13 protein-coding genes are annotated in these 15,745 nt (G+C 70.5%); 5 read left to right on the top strand and 8 right to left on the bottom strand.

The genetic code is table 11. The features are described 5' to 3' along the window. From EBL85_RS14925 to EBL85_RS14945, 5 genes are all read right to left on the bottom strand, one after another. Nucleotides 1-1,069, bottom strand: a 1,069-nt coding sequence (locus EBL85_RS14925; protein ID WP_190288099.1) for a VanZ family protein, incomplete at its 3' end; no start/stop codon positions are given. A 16-nt stretch (nucleotides 1,070-1,085) separates the two neighbouring features. Continuing rightward, complete coding sequence (locus tag EBL85_RS14930) at nucleotides 1,086-2,390, bottom strand: ribonucleotide-diphosphate reductase subunit beta (RefSeq protein ID WP_123143316.1); 1,305 nt, start codon at nucleotides 2,388-2,390, stop codon at nucleotides 1,086-1,088. Nucleotides 2,391-2,552: 162 nt separating this feature from the next. Then, complete coding sequence (locus EBL85_RS14935; RefSeq protein WP_005223421.1) at nucleotides 2,553-2,993, bottom strand: hypothetical protein; 441 nt, start codon at nucleotides 2,991-2,993, stop codon at nucleotides 2,553-2,555. A 219-nt stretch (nucleotides 2,994-3,212) separates the two neighbouring features. Beyond that, the gene (locus EBL85_RS14940) at nucleotides 3,213-4,937 is read right to left on the bottom strand and encodes a potassium/proton antiporter (protein WP_123143317.1); all 1,725 of its coding nucleotides are present in this window, start codon (nucleotides 4,935-4,937) and stop codon (nucleotides 3,213-3,215) included. A 196-nt stretch (nucleotides 4,938-5,133) separates the two neighbouring features. Further along, nucleotides 5,134-5,367 carry a YMGG-like glycine zipper-containing protein gene (locus EBL85_RS14945; protein WP_005223423.1) on the bottom strand — a complete coding sequence of 78 codons (234 nt, stop codon included), beginning with the start codon at nucleotides 5,365-5,367 and terminating at the stop codon, nucleotides 5,134-5,136. Nucleotides 5,368-5,745: 378 nt separating this feature from the next. On the opposite strand from EBL85_RS14945, the gene EBL85_RS14950 reads away from it, so the two are divergent. Next, entirely contained in the window at nucleotides 5,746-6,426 is a 681-nt protein-coding gene (locus tag EBL85_RS14950; protein WP_123141787.1) for a DUF3334 family protein, read from the top strand. Nucleotides 6,427-6,551: 125 nt separating this feature from the next. On the opposite strand, the gene EBL85_RS14955 is transcribed toward EBL85_RS14950, so the two are convergent. From EBL85_RS14955 to EBL85_RS14965, 3 genes are all read right to left on the bottom strand, one after another. Further along, nucleotides 6,552-6,989, bottom strand: a complete 438-nt coding sequence (locus EBL85_RS14955; RefSeq protein WP_123143318.1) for a DUF2934 domain-containing protein — start codon at nucleotides 6,987-6,989, stop codon at nucleotides 6,552-6,554. Nucleotides 6,990-7,249: 260 nt separating this feature from the next. Next, nucleotides 7,250-9,742 carry an ABC transporter permease gene (locus tag EBL85_RS14960; RefSeq protein ID WP_190288100.1) on the bottom strand — a complete coding sequence of 831 codons (2,493 nt, stop codon included), beginning with the start codon at nucleotides 9,740-9,742 and terminating at the stop codon, nucleotides 7,250-7,252. Beyond that, nucleotides 9,739-10,449 carry an ABC transporter ATP-binding protein gene (locus tag EBL85_RS14965; RefSeq protein WP_123140433.1) on the bottom strand — a complete coding sequence of 237 codons (711 nt, stop codon included), beginning with the start codon at nucleotides 10,447-10,449 and terminating at the stop codon, nucleotides 9,739-9,741. The genes EBL85_RS14960 and EBL85_RS14965 overlap by 4 nt, the downstream gene beginning before the upstream one ends. A 257-nt stretch (nucleotides 10,450-10,706) precedes the next feature. On the opposite strand from EBL85_RS14965, the gene EBL85_RS14970 reads away from it, so the two are divergent. From EBL85_RS14970 to EBL85_RS14985, 4 genes are all read left to right on the top strand, one after another. After that, nucleotides 10,707-11,891 (top strand): glycoside hydrolase family 57, encoded by a 1,185-nt coding sequence (locus EBL85_RS14970; RefSeq protein WP_123140434.1) that lies wholly within the window; start codon nucleotides 10,707-10,709, stop codon nucleotides 11,889-11,891. Nucleotides 11,892-11,997: 106 nt separating this feature from the next. Next, the gene (locus EBL85_RS14975; RefSeq protein WP_123143320.1) at nucleotides 11,998-13,476 is read left to right on the top strand and encodes a glycosyl hydrolase family 57; all 1,479 of its coding nucleotides are present in this window, start codon (nucleotides 11,998-12,000) and stop codon (nucleotides 13,474-13,476) included. Between the two features lie 128 nt (nucleotides 13,477-13,604). Continuing rightward, nucleotides 13,605-14,015, top strand: a complete 411-nt coding sequence (fliL, locus tag EBL85_RS14980; RefSeq protein ID WP_123140436.1) for a flagellar basal body-associated protein FliL — start codon at nucleotides 13,605-13,607, stop codon at nucleotides 14,013-14,015. Nucleotides 14,016-14,041: 26 nt separating this feature from the next. Beyond that, on the top strand, nucleotides 14,042-15,655 hold the full coding sequence (locus EBL85_RS14985) for an ExeA family protein (protein ID WP_123143321.1): 1,614 nt from the start codon (nucleotides 14,042-14,044) through the stop codon (nucleotides 15,653-15,655). The last annotated feature ends 90 nt before the right edge of the window (nucleotides 15,656-15,745 follow it).

The raw sequence follows: 15,745 nt of genomic DNA on the forward strand, positions 1-15,745 counted from the left end.
GGTTGAGCACCAGACTGACCAGGGCGCCGCTCTCGCTGCTGTAGTAGTGGTAGTAGAAGGGTAGGAAGCGGAGTTGCTGGAGGTCGGTGAGGATGGCCTCGGGTGTGCGCCAACGATCGAGCGTGGGGAGGCCGCCGAGCTGGAGTTCGACGAGCAGCAGCAGGTAGGGGCCGAGCAGGGCAAGCGAAGCCCGGCGGGCATGACGCGGGAGCGCGGCGCGGGTGGCGGGGTCGAGGTCGCGCAGCGCGGTGACGAGCCAGGCGCCGAGTCCGGCCCCGAGCGCGCGGGTGAGTACCGAGACGCCTTGGGAGACGCCGGAGACGAGCAGCACCTGAACCAGTTCGATCGCCAGTCCGAGGGCGAGCCCGAGCACCAAGGCGGCGGCAAGGGTGCCGGGGCCGCGCCGGTGACGGGCGAGGAGGATGCCGAGCGGCAACGCGGTGAGGATCTCGGCGAGGCCATGGGCCAGGGCCCAGACCGTGCCCTGGTTGGAGACCGGCGCCCACAGCCAGCCGAGCCGTCCGGCGGCGGCCTTGTCGATGATCTCGTCGACGCCCAGCACCAGATCGAAGGGGAACAGGACGAAGCCGAGATAGACGAGCAGAAAGAGGCCGAGCGCGGCGTCGACGGCGCCCGCGTCGGGATGGCGCAGCCGCGCGCCGAGCCGGGCCAGCCGATGCCCGGCGCGCGTCCACAGCAGGATCCCGAGGGCGGTGCCGAGCAGCTCGGCGACGGGGTCGTTGAGCGAGACGGTGCGCGGTGGGAAGTAGACCTGCAGCGCCTCGATGCCGAGCGCCAGCAGGGTGGCGGCGAGGGCGACGAGGAGCGCGGTGCGCGCCGTGCCGAGGCGCGGCGCCCAGGCGGCCATGCCGAGCGCCGCCCAGGGCAGGTAGAGGAGCAGGTTGGCGATCCAGTCGGCGCGCCGTCCCGGGGTGAGGGTGAGCCAGCCGATGTCGGCGAGACGGGCGAGCGCCTCGGCGGGCGCGAGCGGCTGCAGATCGAAGGGGATCAGGCTGGCGTAGAGGATCGCCAGGGCGTAGCCGATCCAGGCCAGGGTGAGCGCCCGCATCGCGCCCGCGCCGCGCTCAGTCGTCCCAGCTCAGCGCGCCGCCGGTCTGGTACTCGGTGACCCGGGTCTCGAAGAAGTTCTTCTCCTTCTTCAGGTCGAGCACCTCGGACATCCACGGGAAGGGATTGGTGACGCCGGGGTACTGCTCGGGCAGGCCGATCTGGGCGCAGCGACGGTTGGCGATGAAGCGCAGGTATTCCTCGAACATCGGCGCGTTGAGCCCGAGCACGCCGCGCGGCATGGTGTCGCGGGCGTACTGCGACTCCAGCTCGACGGCCTCGCGGATCATTGCGACCAGCTCGTCGCGGAACTCCGGGGTCCAGAGGTGCGGGTTCTCCAGCTTGATCTGGTTGATCACGTCGATGCCGAAGTTCATGTGCATCGACTCGTCGCGGAGGATGTACTGGAACTGCTCGGCGGTGCCGGTCATCTTGTTGCGCCGCCCCATGCTCAGCACCTGGACGAAGCCGACGTAGAAGAAGATGCCCTCGAAGATGACGTAGAAGGCGATCAGCTCGCGCAACAGCTGCTGGTCGTTGGTGGTGGTGCCGGTGACGAAGTGCGGGTCGGCGAGGTGGCGGGTGTAGGGCAGCGCCCACTCGGCCTTGCGCGCCACCGCCGGCAACTCGCGGTACATGTTGAAGATCTCGCCCTCGTCGAGCCCCAGGCTCTCGACCACGTACTGGTAGGCGTGGGTGTGCAGCGCCTCCTCGAAGGCCTGGCGCAGCAGGTACTGGCGGCACTCGGGGTTGGTGATGTGGCGATAGACGGCGAGCACCAGGTTGTTGGCCACCAGCGAGTCGGCGGTGGAGAAGAAACCGAGATTGCGCTTGATGATGGTGCGCTCGTCCTCGGTCAGACCCTTGGGGTCCTTCCACAGGGCGATGTCGGCGTTCATGTTGATCTCCTGCGGCATCCAGTGGTTGGCGCAGGCGTCGAGGTATTTCTGCCAGGCCCAGTCGTACTTGAAGGGCACCAGCTGGTTGAGATCGGCGTGACAGTTGATGATGCGCTTGTCGTCGACGCGGATGCGCCCGGCGCCGAGGGCGATCGACTCCAGCCCGGTGGCGCCGGCACCGGCGGGCGCGGCGGCGGGGCGCTCGTCGATCGGCAGGGTCTGCTGGGCGGCGGCCTGGGCGAAGGGCTCGGGGCTGACCACCGGCGCGGCGCCGGCGCTCGACATCAGGGTGGCGTTGTCGAGCAGGCCGCTGCCGGGGCGCGCGCGCGTGACCTCTCGGCCCGGGGTGGCCGGCGGGGGCGGCGCATCCTCTCCGGGGCTGGCGGTGCGAGCGGCGGCGAGCGGGTCATCCCAGTTGAGCATGGCGAGGCGTTCCTGTGTCGGAGGGGTCGTGGCGGAGCCGTTCTGAACCCGTTGTCGAAGGCCGCGGAGCATCCGACACAGAGGGGCGTGCTGTCAAATCGGTATCACAACATGTAGGGATAGAGATTCTCTATCGGGCACTATATGTGGTGATTTCGACGCTTACTGGGCGTGCTGTCCGGCCTGCGGGTTCGAGCGGGTCGGGAGTGGCGCTGTCGCCGTGGGCGGGGGCGTGACGGTGGCGCGGCGGGCGCCGGGCAGATAGGTCGCGACCAGGGCATAGAGCGCGTCGGCGGCGGCCTCGGCCTGCTCGATCGGCAATCGGTCGAAGCCGATCAGGGTCGGCTTGACGCGCAGGTGCGACTCGGCGTCGGCATAGCGCAGGAAGATCGCGCGCGCGGCCTGCTCCAACGCCTCGAAATGGGCGCGGATGGCCGCGTCGCAGCACTCGGGCAGGGTGACGAAGTCCCACAGCACGTCGGCCCGCTGCTCGGTGTGGCGGATCACCACATAGGGCGTCTGGGTCTGTCGACAGGCGTGGAACCAGTCGCTGTCGGCAAAGGGGGCGCTGGCCTCGACGCGGTCGAAGGGGGCATCGAACATGACGGATTCCTGATCGCTTCCTTGATGACGGGGTTGAGGGTCGCTCCGGGCGAGAGGCTGCGGCACGACCTGATCAACGGGCGCGTCCGAGGCGCCCGGGTCGGTTGGTATCTACCTGGGTTCTGGCAGTCGGATAAGCTAAGCCCCCGCCCGTCGATGATCAATCTCAAAGCGGTGTTGCGTGACCCAGGTCTCGGCGACTGTGGCCTGGATCTGCTCTCAGTCGTCGGAGCCGAGCTTGAGACCCACCTTGGTCACCCGGTCGCCCTCGACCTCGCGCACCACCAGCGCCATCCTGCCCAGCTCCAGTCGGTCGCCGACCACCGGGTGCTGGTTGAGGCTGCGTCGGATCAGCGCATCGAGGGTGAGGTCGCGGTCGGCGGGATCGATGGCCATGCCGTAGACCGTCGAGACCGCGCCGAGCTGCGCCTCGCCGTCGAGCACGAAGTCGCCGAAGAAGGCGCGCTCGGTGAGCCGCTCGGGCACCGGCGGGGCGACGAACAGATGGTCGAGCCCGGGCAGGGCGCGGGCCTCGGCCATCAGATAGAGATAGTCGCCGCCCCTGAGGTCGCCGAGGTCGCCGGCGTCGATCAGCTGGCGCTCGCGCACCACCGCCACCGGGCGCACCCCGGCGGGCAGATGCGGGGCGCGACGCTCGAGCAGCACCGGGGCGTCGGCGGCGAGGCGGTAGCCGACCAGCTCCAGCTCCTGTTGACCGGGGATGTCGAGTTCGACGCGCTGCACCACATGGCTGGTGGGCGGCACCTCCAGCCCCAGCGCGCGCGCCAGGCCGGCTACCGTCCAGCCCTGCACCAGCAGCGAGACCAGCACCACGAAGAAGACGATGTTGAAGTACATCGCCGCGTGCTCGATACCGGCGAGCAGCGGGAACAGGGCGAGGATGATGGGCACCGCGCCGCGCAGTCCCACCCAGCCGATGAAGGCCTGCTCGCGCCAGGTGAAGCGGAACGGCAGCAGGCACAGCCACACCGCCAGCGGGCGGGCGATGAGGATCAGCACCGCCGCGAACAGCAGCGCATCGCCGGCCACCGGCAGCAGGTGCGAGGGCGTGACCAGCAGCCCGAGCATCAGGAACATGCCGATCTGCGAGAGCCGGGCGATACCGTCGTGGAAGCGCTTGATGTTCTGGGTCGACTCCAGCGGACGGTTGCCGATCACCAGCCCGGCGAGATAGATGGCGAGGAAGCCGCTGCCGCCGAGCACCGCGGTCAGGCCGAACAGGGTCAGACCGCCGGCCATCACCGCCAGCGGGTGCAGTCCGGCGGCCATCGCCAGACGGTTGATCAGTGCGGTGAGGGCGAAGCCGCCGGCCAGGCCGATCAGCGCGCCCAGCCCCATCTGGCGGGCGAACTCGGTGAGCATCACCAGCCCGAAGCCCTGGTCGCCACCGCCGATGATCAGCTCGATCAGCGCGATGGTGAGGAAGACCGCCATCGGGTCGTTGCTGCCCGACTCGATCTCCAGGGTGGCGCCGACGCGCTGCTTGAGTTCGAGCCCGCGCGCGCGCAGCAGCGAGAACACCGCCGCGGCGTCGGTCGAGCCGACGATGGCCCCCAGCAGCAGCCCCTCGAGCCAGTTCAGCCCCAGCCACCAGGCGGCGAACAGCCCGGTGATGGTGGCGGTGATCGCCACCCCCAGGGTGGCCAGCGACAGCGCCGGTCGCAGCCCGACGCGGAAGTGCTTGATCGGGGTCGCCAGCCCGCCGTCGAAGAGGATGATGGCCAGCGCCAGGCTGCCGAACAGGTGCGCCGTCTGCACGTCGTCGAAGGCGATGCCGCCCGGTCCCTGCTCGCCGAGGAGCATGCCGATGAGCAGGAACACCAGCAGCAGCGGCGCGCCGATGCGATTGGAGAGCACGCCGACGAGCATGCTGACCAGCAGCACCGCCGAGCCGACGAGGATGATCTGATTGGTGAGGTCCATAGACCCCTAAGGATATCGAAATCGTCGGCTCGATGTCCGGCCACGCCGGTCATCGGGCGCGAGGGGAGGTGAGACGTCGAGGCGACATCCGGCGCTCAGCCATCAGCCATCAGCCATCAGCCTCCAGCGGATCCGCCGTCGGCGCGATGCTGGTCGCTGACGGCTGACGGCTGACGGCTGACGGCTGACGGCTGGCTCAGCGGCGCCCCTGGGCCTTCTGGTCGCGATCGTAGAGAAAGCCACCGAGGGCACCGGCGCCGGCGCCGATCAGCGCGCCCTTGCCGGCGTCGCCGCTGAGCGAGCCGATCGCGGCCCCGGTGGCCGCGCCGAAGGCGGCGCCGCTGCCGGTGCGCGAGGTGGTGGTGGTGCCGCAGGCGCCGAGGGCGAGTGCGGCGATGAGCGCGGTGGGGATCAGTGCATAGGCGTGCATTTGGCGTGTACCTGTGCGGGTTGTCCGGGCCGGGGCGTCCCTGTCGTCATGCGATCGTCCTGGCTGCTAGCGTGGTGGCAAGGGCGTCCCAGCGCAAGCCCTGGCGCGCCCACCGGTGCGAATCGGACGGACGAGGTGTCGGGCGGTTCGTCCCCCGAGGCTTGGAGGCGTCGCGTCGCTCCACTATAGTTCCAGACGATGACGGACACAGTGCCGGGTGAATGCACCCGTCCTCCCGGGCCCGGTCGCACGCCGTGCGCGGCACGGTGCGCCGGTTTCCGAGCCAGCCGGTCCGCGCCCCTCGTGGCGTGGACCACGCCCCCCAGATCCCGATGCCGTTGACGCCCGGGGTCGCCCATCCAGCTTGAGACGATTCTGGTGGCAAAACCAAAGACTATTTCGACAGACGACATTCTGGTGATGTTGTGCAGTTCGGTGACGAAGGTACTCTCCACCGCCACGGGTAACCAGATCGGCTATTCGCCGATGGTGCAGAAGATCACCCGCACCTGTCTGCGCCCGGACATCGGCTGCTTCGTGCTGTTCGACGGTGGATTCTCGGGGTTGGTGATCATCAACTTCTCGTCGCAGGCGGCGATGGAGATCTATCGCTCCTACATGACCAACATGGGGATCTCGGAGTCGGAGCTGGCCACCGTGCACACCTCCGACGAGGTGGCCAACATGCTCGGCGAGCTGATGAACCAGATCGTCGGCGACTTCACCGGCAACGTCGGTCGTGATCTGCAGGTCTCGATCAACCAGAACCAGCCGAAGATGCTCACCATCAACAAGGAGGTGATGGTCAGCATCGACACCAATCTCGATCGTCCGCAGGCCCGTCGCGTCGCCTTCACCACCGCCCGGCGCAATGTCTTCTACATGGAGCTGGCGATGGACAAGACCGAGTTCCTCAAGCTCCACGACTTCGAGCGCGAGGAGGTCGATCCCGATCGCATCCTCGCCGAGCAGAAGCAGAGCGACGGTTCGGTCAAGAGCGGCGCGCCGCAGCAGTCGGCGCTGGTCGATACCGATCTGCTCGAGGAGCTGGGTCTCTAGCCCGTCCGGTCCCGACGCCCCGGCACAGGGAGGTGCCGCGGCCATGCGTCTCGACGACGCATCGATCCATCCTTCCCCCCGCTTGACGCCCGCGCCCGGCGCGTCCCTGCACCGCCCTGGCAGGCTCAGCCGCGCCCGGAGAGTTGTGCGTGGGCCAGCATGGCGTCGATCTCGCGCTCGGCCTCGCCCCAGTCCTCGCGCTCGTGTCCGGGCGCGAAGCCGCGCTGCTCGGCCTTGTAGTAGGCCGCCTCGCGGATCATCGCCAGACGGTGCTCGGGGTCGACGGTGAGAAAGCGCGTCGGCGGGGTGTAGCTCGCGGCGGGCGTCGCCGCTGGCGCGCTCGCCGCCGGCTTCGGTTGCGCGCGCGGTGCCGCCGCCGCGGTGGTCTTCTTGGTGGTGGTGCGCGCGCTGGTGCGAGGGCTCTTGGTCGTGCTCGCGGCGCTCGCGCGCTTCTTGCGCGGGGTTGCCGGCTTGGTCGCGGTCTTCTTGGCCGCGGCCTTGTCCGTGCTGGTGGCCCGCTTAGGGGCGGTCTTCTTGGTCACGATCTTCTTTTCTTCAGCCATGTCGCACACTCGCTTGTGGATTCCTGTCGGGCCAAACCCCTGGGGCCGTACCCTTTCGGTTTGCCTGCACGGACGACCGTCACGGGATCGCTGATCCGGCGCGACGGAAAGGGGTCCGGGGCGGGGTCGGCGCGACTGCCGCGATCTGGCCTGGCGGGTGGCGGCCGGCATCGCCTCGAGACCTCCATAGAATACACATAATCGACCTCGTGTCGGGCTGCGTCCAGGGCGATGGCGATAGGCGTACGCGGGGGGCGAATTCAGTCCCCACGCAGCCCGCGCGCGGGTGGCTCGCGCCCCGCGCGCAGCGCCGGGGGCAGGGCGGCGGCGAGCGCCGCACACCAGGCCAGCAAGGGGCCGGAGAGGAGCGCCAGCGGCGGGATCTGCAGGGTCATGCTCCAGCCGAAGGCGCGCACGTTGATGATGCGGATCAGCAGCTCGCCCATCACCAGCCCGAGCGGGATGGCCAGCAGCCCCGCCACCAGTCCGAGGATCGAGCCCTGCGCCAGCAGCGTCAGGGCCAGGGTGCGGCCGCTCATCCCGGTGGCACGCAGCAGCGCGTGGGTGCGGCGGCGTTCGAGCTGCAGCGCGAGCAGGGCGCTGAGCACGCCGACGAAGGCGACGGCGAGTGCGAGCAGACGCAACACCTCGGTGATGGCGAAGGTGCGATCGAAGATCTCCAGGGTGAGCGTGCGGATCTCGCCGCTGGCGGTCAGCAGCAGGGTGCGATCGTGGGTCTCGGCGAGCGCCTGCACGCGCTCGCGCACCCGTTGCGGATCGCCGTCGGGGGCGAGCTTCAGGGCGAGCGAGCCGATGCCGATTCCCTCCCAGTGTGCGCGTGCCTCGCGGTAGGGGAGCATGAGCAGACCGCGATCCGAGCCGTAGTCGCGAAACACCGCGCCGACGCTGAAGCGGCGCCAGCCATCAGGCGTGGCCAGTTCGATGCGATCGCCGGGGGCGAGACGGTGATGATGGGCATAGGGCTCGGAGACGAGGATGCGTCCAGCCGCCCAGGGGTCGCCGTCGAGTCGCGCGAGCAGCAGCGGTCCGGTGGCGTCGGGGGCGGGGCGGTCGCGTACCAGCAGGGTGGCGTCGCCCTCGCGGGTGGTGACCGTCATGCGGCGTGCACGGATCACCGAGGCGACCCCGTCGGTCGCTACGAGCGCCTCGTCGAGACCGGGGGGCAGCGGGGCCTCGCGGCTGTCGGCGGTGACATAGAGTTCGCCCTCCAGGGTGTGGTCGAGCCAGTCGATCACGCTGTGACGGAAGCTCTCGATCATCACCCCGACCCCGACGCTGGTGGCCACGGCGAGGGTCAGCGCGGCCGCGGCGATGCCGGTGCGGGCGACCGAGCCGGCCACCGTGCGCGCCGCCAGCACCAGCGCCAGCGGCGCGCCGAGCCGGGCGCCGAGCCCGGCGAGCGCGGCGGCGGCCCCGCGCAGCAGCGCCGGGACGCAGAGCACCAACCCGAGCACCACCATGAGCAGCAGCGCGAACCCCTGCGCGAGCGATTCCCCCGGGAGCAGGGTCGCGAGCCAGCCGGTCAGCGCCAGCGCGGCGCCGAGCCGGGCGAGCGGCGCGGCCCAGCCCTGGGCGCGTCGTTCGAGCCCCTGGGCGCGCATCGCCTCGCGCGGCGCGACGCCGGCGGCCTCCAGTGCCGGGGCGAGCGCGGCGACCAGCGCCACGCCGAGCGCCAGCCCGGCGCCGAGCACCAGGGTCGCGGGGTCGAGCGCGAGCGTGCTGACCTCGAGGCGGAAATAGAGATCGTCGATGGTGCGCGCGACCAGCTGCACCAGCCCCCGCCCGGCGAGGATGCCGAGGGCGATCCCGAGCAGTGCGCCGACCAGGGCGAGGGCCAGGGTCTCGGCGAGCACCAGTGCGGCGATCCGCGTACGGGTGGCGCCGAGCGCGCGCAGGGTGCCGAACAACGCGCGCCGGCGCACCACCGTGAAGGTCTGGGTGCTATAGACGATGAAGCCGCCGACCAGCAGCGCGATCAGGCTCATCGCCAGCAGGTTGATGCGAAAGGCGCGGGTCATCTCGTGGAGCGCCGCGCCGCGTTGGGCGCTCGCTTCCAGCCGCAGTCCCGGCGGTAGCGCGGCGGCGACCCCGGCGGCCGCCGCGGGCGGCAGCACCAGATCGATGCGATCGACCACGCCGTCGCGCCCGGCAAGCCACTGGGCGCTGCCGAGATCGGCGAGCGCAAGACCGTCGAGCCCCTGCTCGATCACCCCGACCAGTCGCGCCTGCCGGGTGTGGCCGCCGTGACGTACGCTCAGCCGGTCGCCGGGGACCGCGCCGAGACGGCGGGCATCGGTCGCGCCGAGCAGCAGCGCGCCGGGCTCGGTGAGCAGGGCGGCGAGCCGCGACGGGTCGGGCAGGGCCTCGGCGGCGAGCGCGTCGCCGCGCAGCGCGTCGGCCTGGAGCAGATCGATGCCGAGCAGGGTGAGGCCCTCGCCCTCGAGGCGCAGCGGTTGCTCGATCACCGGTGTGGCCGGGTAGGGGGCGAGGGCCCGCAGCAGTCGCGCGGCCTCGGCGTCGGCGATGCCCGTGCCGCTCGACTCGATGCGATGACTGGCGCGACCGTCGAGCTGCTCGACCGAGAGCGCGATGGCGCGGCGCGCGCTGTCGTTGGCCAGCCCCACCGCGACCACCACCGCGACCCCGAGGGCGATGCCGAGCACCGCCAGCGCGCTCTGCCAGGGCTGGCGCGAGAGCTGGCGCAGGCTGATGCGGGCGAGCAGCGGGATCACCAGGACAGCGCCGTATCGTCGGTGCACAGCCGGCCGCGTTCGAGGGTCAGCACCCGATCGGCGATCGCCGCCACCGCGCGGCTGTGGGTGACCAGCACCAGGGCGCGCCCCTGCTCGCGAAACAGCGCCGCGAGCAGCTCCAGCACCCGCGCGCCGGTGTCGGCGTCGAGGTTGCCGGTGGGCTCGTCGGCGAGCACCAGCGCGGGCGCGTGGATCAGCGCCCGACCGATCGCCACGCGCTGCTGCTCGCCGCCGGAGAGCTGGTCGGGGAAGGCCTCGGCGCGACCGTCGAGCCCGAGGCGTTCGAGCATCGCGCTACAGCGCGGTTGCGCCTCACGGGCGCGCACGCCGTCGAGTGCCAGCGGCAGGGCGAGGTTCTCGGCCACGGTCAGCTCGTCGATCAGGTTGAACGACTGATAGATGAAGCCGACGCGGCGGCGGCGCAGCCGGGTCAGCGCCGGTTCGCCGAGGGTCGAGAGCCGCGTGCCGTCGATCTCCACCCAGCCGTGATCGGGCCGGTCGATGCCGGCGAGCAGGTTGAGCAGCGTCGACTTGCCCGAGCCGCTGCGCCCGAGCAGCGCCACGCACTCGCCGGCATGGGCGCTGAGGCCGACGCCCTCGAGCACCCGGCGCTCGCCGTGGCCGCCGGCCTCGCGGTAGTGTCGGTGCAGGTCGTGGGCGCGAAGCAGGGCATCGGTGTGGGGCATCGCCTCTCCAGCGGGTGGCTGACGGGGGTGTCTCCCGGCGAGATGGTGGGCGGGGAGGGCGGGCACAAGGGGCAACGCCCGACGCTATCGATGGGGTTGGATGAAATGGGGCGCGAGTGACCGTCATCCGAGCGTAGTATGTCTGTCCCGGACCCTCTGTTATGCTCTAGGGACGGTCGTCCGGCATCTCCGGGGTGCACCGGACACCACGGCCGGATGCCGTCGGTCGCTCATCACCCGTCGCGGGGTCGCTCGTCATGACTGTGCACCATGCGCTCGTGCTCAACCTGCACCAGCCCACCGGCAATCTCGAGCAGTTGCTCGAGCACCAGCCCTGGGAGGCGCGCGAGATCCTCTTCGCGCTCGATCGCATCCCGCGCAGCCTGTGGGGACACGAGGCGCTGGCGCGGGTCCACCTGTCGCTCTCCGGCACCCTGCTCGAGACCCTCTCCGACCCCGAGTTCCAGCAGCGCGTCTACGGCGTCGTCGACTGCGGCTCGCTGCTCTGGCACCTGCAGAACCAGCGGCTGTTCGAGATCCTCGGCACCGGCTATTACCACCCGGTGCTGCCGCTGACCCCCGAGGCCGATCGCCTCGAGCACCTCGGGCGCTGGCTGGGTGTGGCGCGCCATCTGTTCTGGCGCCCGCGCTTCGACGGCTTCTGGCCGCCGGAGATGGGCTTCTCGATGGAGCTGATCCCGCAACTGCGCGCCGCCGGTTATCGCTACGTGCTGGTCGACAGCGAGCACGTCGAGCCGGTCACGCCGATGAGCTGGCAGGCGCTGCGCTACCGTCCGCACATCGCCCGTCATGGTGGCGCCGAGATCGTGGTGGTGGTGCGCGATCGCGAACTCTCCGACGCCCAGGAGTCGGGGATGGAGGTCGACTGGTTCCTGCGCGAGGTCGCCGAGCGCACCAGGTGGTGCGACTTCGAGCCGCTGGTGACCACCGCCACCGACGGCGAGAACGGCGGCTGGTTCCGCAACGTCACCCCCGGAGCGAACTTCTGGAGCGCCTTCTATCTGCCGCTGCTCGAGCGCGTCGGCGCCGGGACGGCGGCGCTGGTGCCGACCTTCATCGGCGACTATCTCGAACATCACGGCTTCCACGGCGAGGTGCGGGTACGCACCGGGGCCTGGAACACCGGCTGGCATCACGGCCGCGACTTCACTCAGTGGACCGGCTCGGCGCGCCAGCGCGCGGCGCTCGATGACTGCGCCCGGGTCAGCGCCGCGCTGCACCAGGCGCGCCGGGCCGCCGGCGAGCGCGACGACGGTGAGGCCCTGACGGTGTTGGGCGAGGCGCTGAACGCCTTGTTGCGCGCCGAGACCAGCTGCAACTTCTATTGGGGCGAGGACTGGGTGGGGCGCGCCGAGGCCGACCTGGCGCGGGCGGGCGCGCTGCTCGCCGGGGCGTCGCCCGAGCCCGTCGCCGACGACTGAGCGCCGGGCTGGCGCGGCGGTGGCACGATGCCCGCCGCGCGGGATCCACGGGCGCGGCCCGTCGCCGCGCCCGCTCGTGCATCACCAGCAGCAGAGGAGCACCGCCGTGGACCAGTTACCCGAATACATCGACGAATTGCCCAACATCAGCGGTCACGAGGCCGAGGTCGCGCGGGTGGCGACAGCGGCGCGCGCGCGACCGCTGTTTGCCGCGCCCGGCGGCATCGACTTCCCGCGGGTGCGCGCGGCCACCGCCATCGCGCTGCATCAGCACCAACCGCTGATCCCGGCCGGCGGGTCGGACCTGCGCAGCGCCGCCATCATCAGCAACCTGCAATACATGATGGAGCACCAGGACATCGGCGATAACCACAACGCCCCGGCGTTCGTCTGGTGCTACAAGCGGATGGGCGAGTTCATCCCCCAACTGATCGGCGAGGGCCACGCGCCGCGCTGCATGCTCGAGTACTCCGGCACCCTGTTGCACGGGTTGCGGCGGATGGGCGAGCACGGGGTGATCGAGGCGCTGCAGACGATCACCTGCAACCCCGACTACAGCCCCGCGGTGGAGTGGCTCGGCATGCCCTGGGGCCACGCGGTGGCGCCCTCCACCCCGGTGCAGGACTACCGGCTGCACGTGCGTGCCTTCCAGCACCACTTCGCCGCCCTCTTCGGCTGGGAGGCGTTGGAGCGGGTACGCGGCTTCTCGCCCTCGGAGATGGCCCTGCCCAATCATCCGGACGTCGCCTACGAGTTCGTCAAGACCCTGGTCGACTGCGGTTATCAGTGGGTGCTGGTGCAGGAGCACACCGTGATCGAGCCCGAGACCGGCGCTCACCCGCGCCGCCCCCACCTGCCGCACCGGCTGGTGTGCACCAACTCCAAGGGCGAGCAGGCGAGCATCATCGCCATCGTCAAGACCCAGGGGTCAGACACCAAGCTGGTGGCGCAGATGCAGCCCTGGTACGAGGCCCAGGGGCTCGCGCCGCTGACCCTCGACGGGCATGAGGTGCCGCCGCTGGTCACCCAGATCGCCGACGGCGAGAACGGCGGGGTGATGATGAACGAGTTCCCGCCCAAGTTCATTGAGGTGGTGCGCGCGGCCAGTGGCTCCGACACCCCGTTGATGAACGTCAGCGAGTATCTCGAACACCTGTTCGCGCTCGGCGTGCGCGAGTCGGCGCTGCCCGAGGTGCAGCCGTTGTTCCAGGACCGCATCTGGGCGCGGATGCAGCCCGGCGACGGCCCGCAGCGACTGGCCGAGGTGATCGACACGCTCCAGCGCGAGGACGACCGCTTCCACATGGACGGCGGCAGTTGGACCAGCGATCTGTCCTGGGTGGCCGGCTACGACAATGTGCTCGGGCCGATGGAGGAGGCCAGCGCGCTGTTCAACGAGCGCGTGCTGGTGCCCGGGATCGATAGCGACGACCCGCGCTACCGCAACGCGCTCTTCCATCTGCTGTGCTCGCAGACGAGCTGCTACCGCTACTGGGGGCAGGGCGAGTGGACCGATTACGGGCGCGAGATCTGTCGCCGCGCGATGGCGATCATCGAGCACGACCTGCCGCGCCCCGGCGGTTGAGTAGAGGCGCCCGGGCCTGGCCCTTTGCCCGGCCGCCCGCCTGGGGTAGAGTCATCGGTTGGACGCCGGACGCAAGGACGGCACCTTCCGGCCCCAGGCGGGGCATCATACGTACACAGTGAAATCCCATGAAGAACGCAGTGACTCAGCTCGCACTCGTGCTGACCCTGGTGCTCGGGCTGGCACAGCTCCAGCCGGTCGCGGCCCAGGACGAGCCCTTTACCGATAACTACATCGCCATCGATCCGGCCCTGATCGTCAACCTCGCCGGCGAGAGCCGTACCCGTTTCCTCAAGGTCGGCATCGATCTCTATGTCCGCACCGCCGAGGCGGCCGACGCGGTCAATACCCATATGCCGCTGATCCGCGACCGGCTGATCAGCTATTTCGCCGGTCGCACGGTCGATGAGGTGAGTGCGCTCGATCAGCGTGATGCGCTGCGTCTGGGCGCGCTCAAGGCGGTACAGGAGGGGCTGCTCGAACAGGCCGGAACCTTTGCCGTCGATGGTCTCTATTTCGGCAGCTTCATCATCCAGTAAGCCGGCAGCCGCCGCGAGCGACAGCCGTGTATCCCAGTTATTTCGGTCTCTCCGAACCCTGTTTCTCGATCGCGCCCGATCCGCGCTATCTGTTCCTCAGCGCGCAGCATCGCGAGGCGCTCGCGCACCTGGTCTATGGCGCCGGCGAGCAGGGCGGTTTCGTGCTGCTCACCGGCGAGGTCGGCACCGGCAAGACCACGGTCTGTCGCGCCTTCCTCGAACAGCTGCCCGAGCACGTCGAGGTGGCGCTGATCCTCAACCCGTGCCTCACCGCCCGCGAGTTGCTGGTGGCGGTGTGCGAGGAGTTCGGCATCGCGATCGCCGCCGACGAGCGTTCGCTCAAGCGTCTGGTCGATGCCCTCAACCAGTATCTGCTGGCGCTGCACGCCGAGGGGCGACGCGCGCTGCTGATCATCGACGAGGCGCAGAACCTGCGCCCGCGCGTGCTCGAACAGATCCGTCTGCTCACCAACCTCGAGACCAGCACCCACAAGCTGCTGCAGATCTTTCTCATCGGCCAGCCCGAGCTGCGCCGGATGCTGGCACGCGCGCAGCTGCGTCAGGTCGATCAGCGGATCACCGCGCGGGTCCACCTGCACCCTTTCGATCATCACGAGACCAGCGCCTATATCGGCCACCGACTGGCCGTCGCCGGTTGTGAGCGGATGCCCTTCACCGCCATGGCGCTGTGGCGCATCCACCGCTGGAGCCGTGGTCTGCCGCGGCTGATCAACATCCTCTGCGACCGCGCCCTGCTCGGCGCCTATGTCAGTCGTCACCCACGGGTCGATGCCGGGATCGTCGCCCGCGCCGCGCGCGAACTCGGCGGCGACCCGGTCGATCATCATGACCGCTCGCGCGGCGCCTCCCCGACACTGGTCGTCGGGGCGGTGTTGGCCGTGGCGCTCGGGGCCGGCTGGTGGGGCATGGACTGGCTCGGCGCGAGGTCGTCGCACCCGCTTGCCGGGCCAGGCACGAGCAGCGAGGCCGAGGTCGTCGAGCCGTTGCCCCGGCGTCTCCCCGAAGCGTTGCGGGCGGCCGCCGCGACCGAACCCGAGGCGATGCTGCGGCTGCTGCGTCGCTGGGGTGTCGAGCTCGAAACCCTGGGCGAGGGCGCGCCCTGCGCGCGCGTCGCCACGCTCGGGCTGCGCTGCGAGTCGGGTCGGGGGGCGCTCGCGGTGCTGCGGCGGCTCGACCGCCCGGCGCTGCTCGCGGTCGAGCCCGAGGAGGATGCGCCCGAGGCGCGTTATCTGGTGCTTGCCGGGCTGCGCCGAGACACGGCGTTGATCGATGGCCCCGAGGGGGCGGTCGAGATCCCCGCCAAGGCGCTCGAGCGGGCCTGGTCGGGGGACTTCGTGGTGCTCTGGCAGCCGCCCCCGGTCGGCGGGGCGGTGATCGGTCCCGGCGACGAGGCCGAGGCGATCCGCTGGCTGCGCCGACTGCTCGCCGAGGTGCCGGAGCTGGGCTTCAGCGATCTCGAGACCCCCGGCTTCGACCCGGTGCTGCGCAAGGCGCTGGAGCGCTTCCAGCGCAGCCAGGGGCTGGAGGCCGACGGGCTGGCCGGCGCACGGACTCTGATCGCACTGCACAATCAGGTCGACCTGCCGGGGATCGCCCGGCTGCGGGAGGTCTCGCCATGAGTTACATCCTCGAGGCATTGCGCCAGTCGGAGCAGGCGCGCGGTCACGATCGCTCGCCGCCGGCGCCGGCCCTCGCGCCGGCGCCGAGAT

The sequence above is a fragment of the Marichromatium sp. AB32 genome, from assembly GCF_003718675.1.
Classification (GTDB): Bacteria; Pseudomonadota; Gammaproteobacteria; order Chromatiales; family Chromatiaceae; genus Marichromatium; species Marichromatium gracile.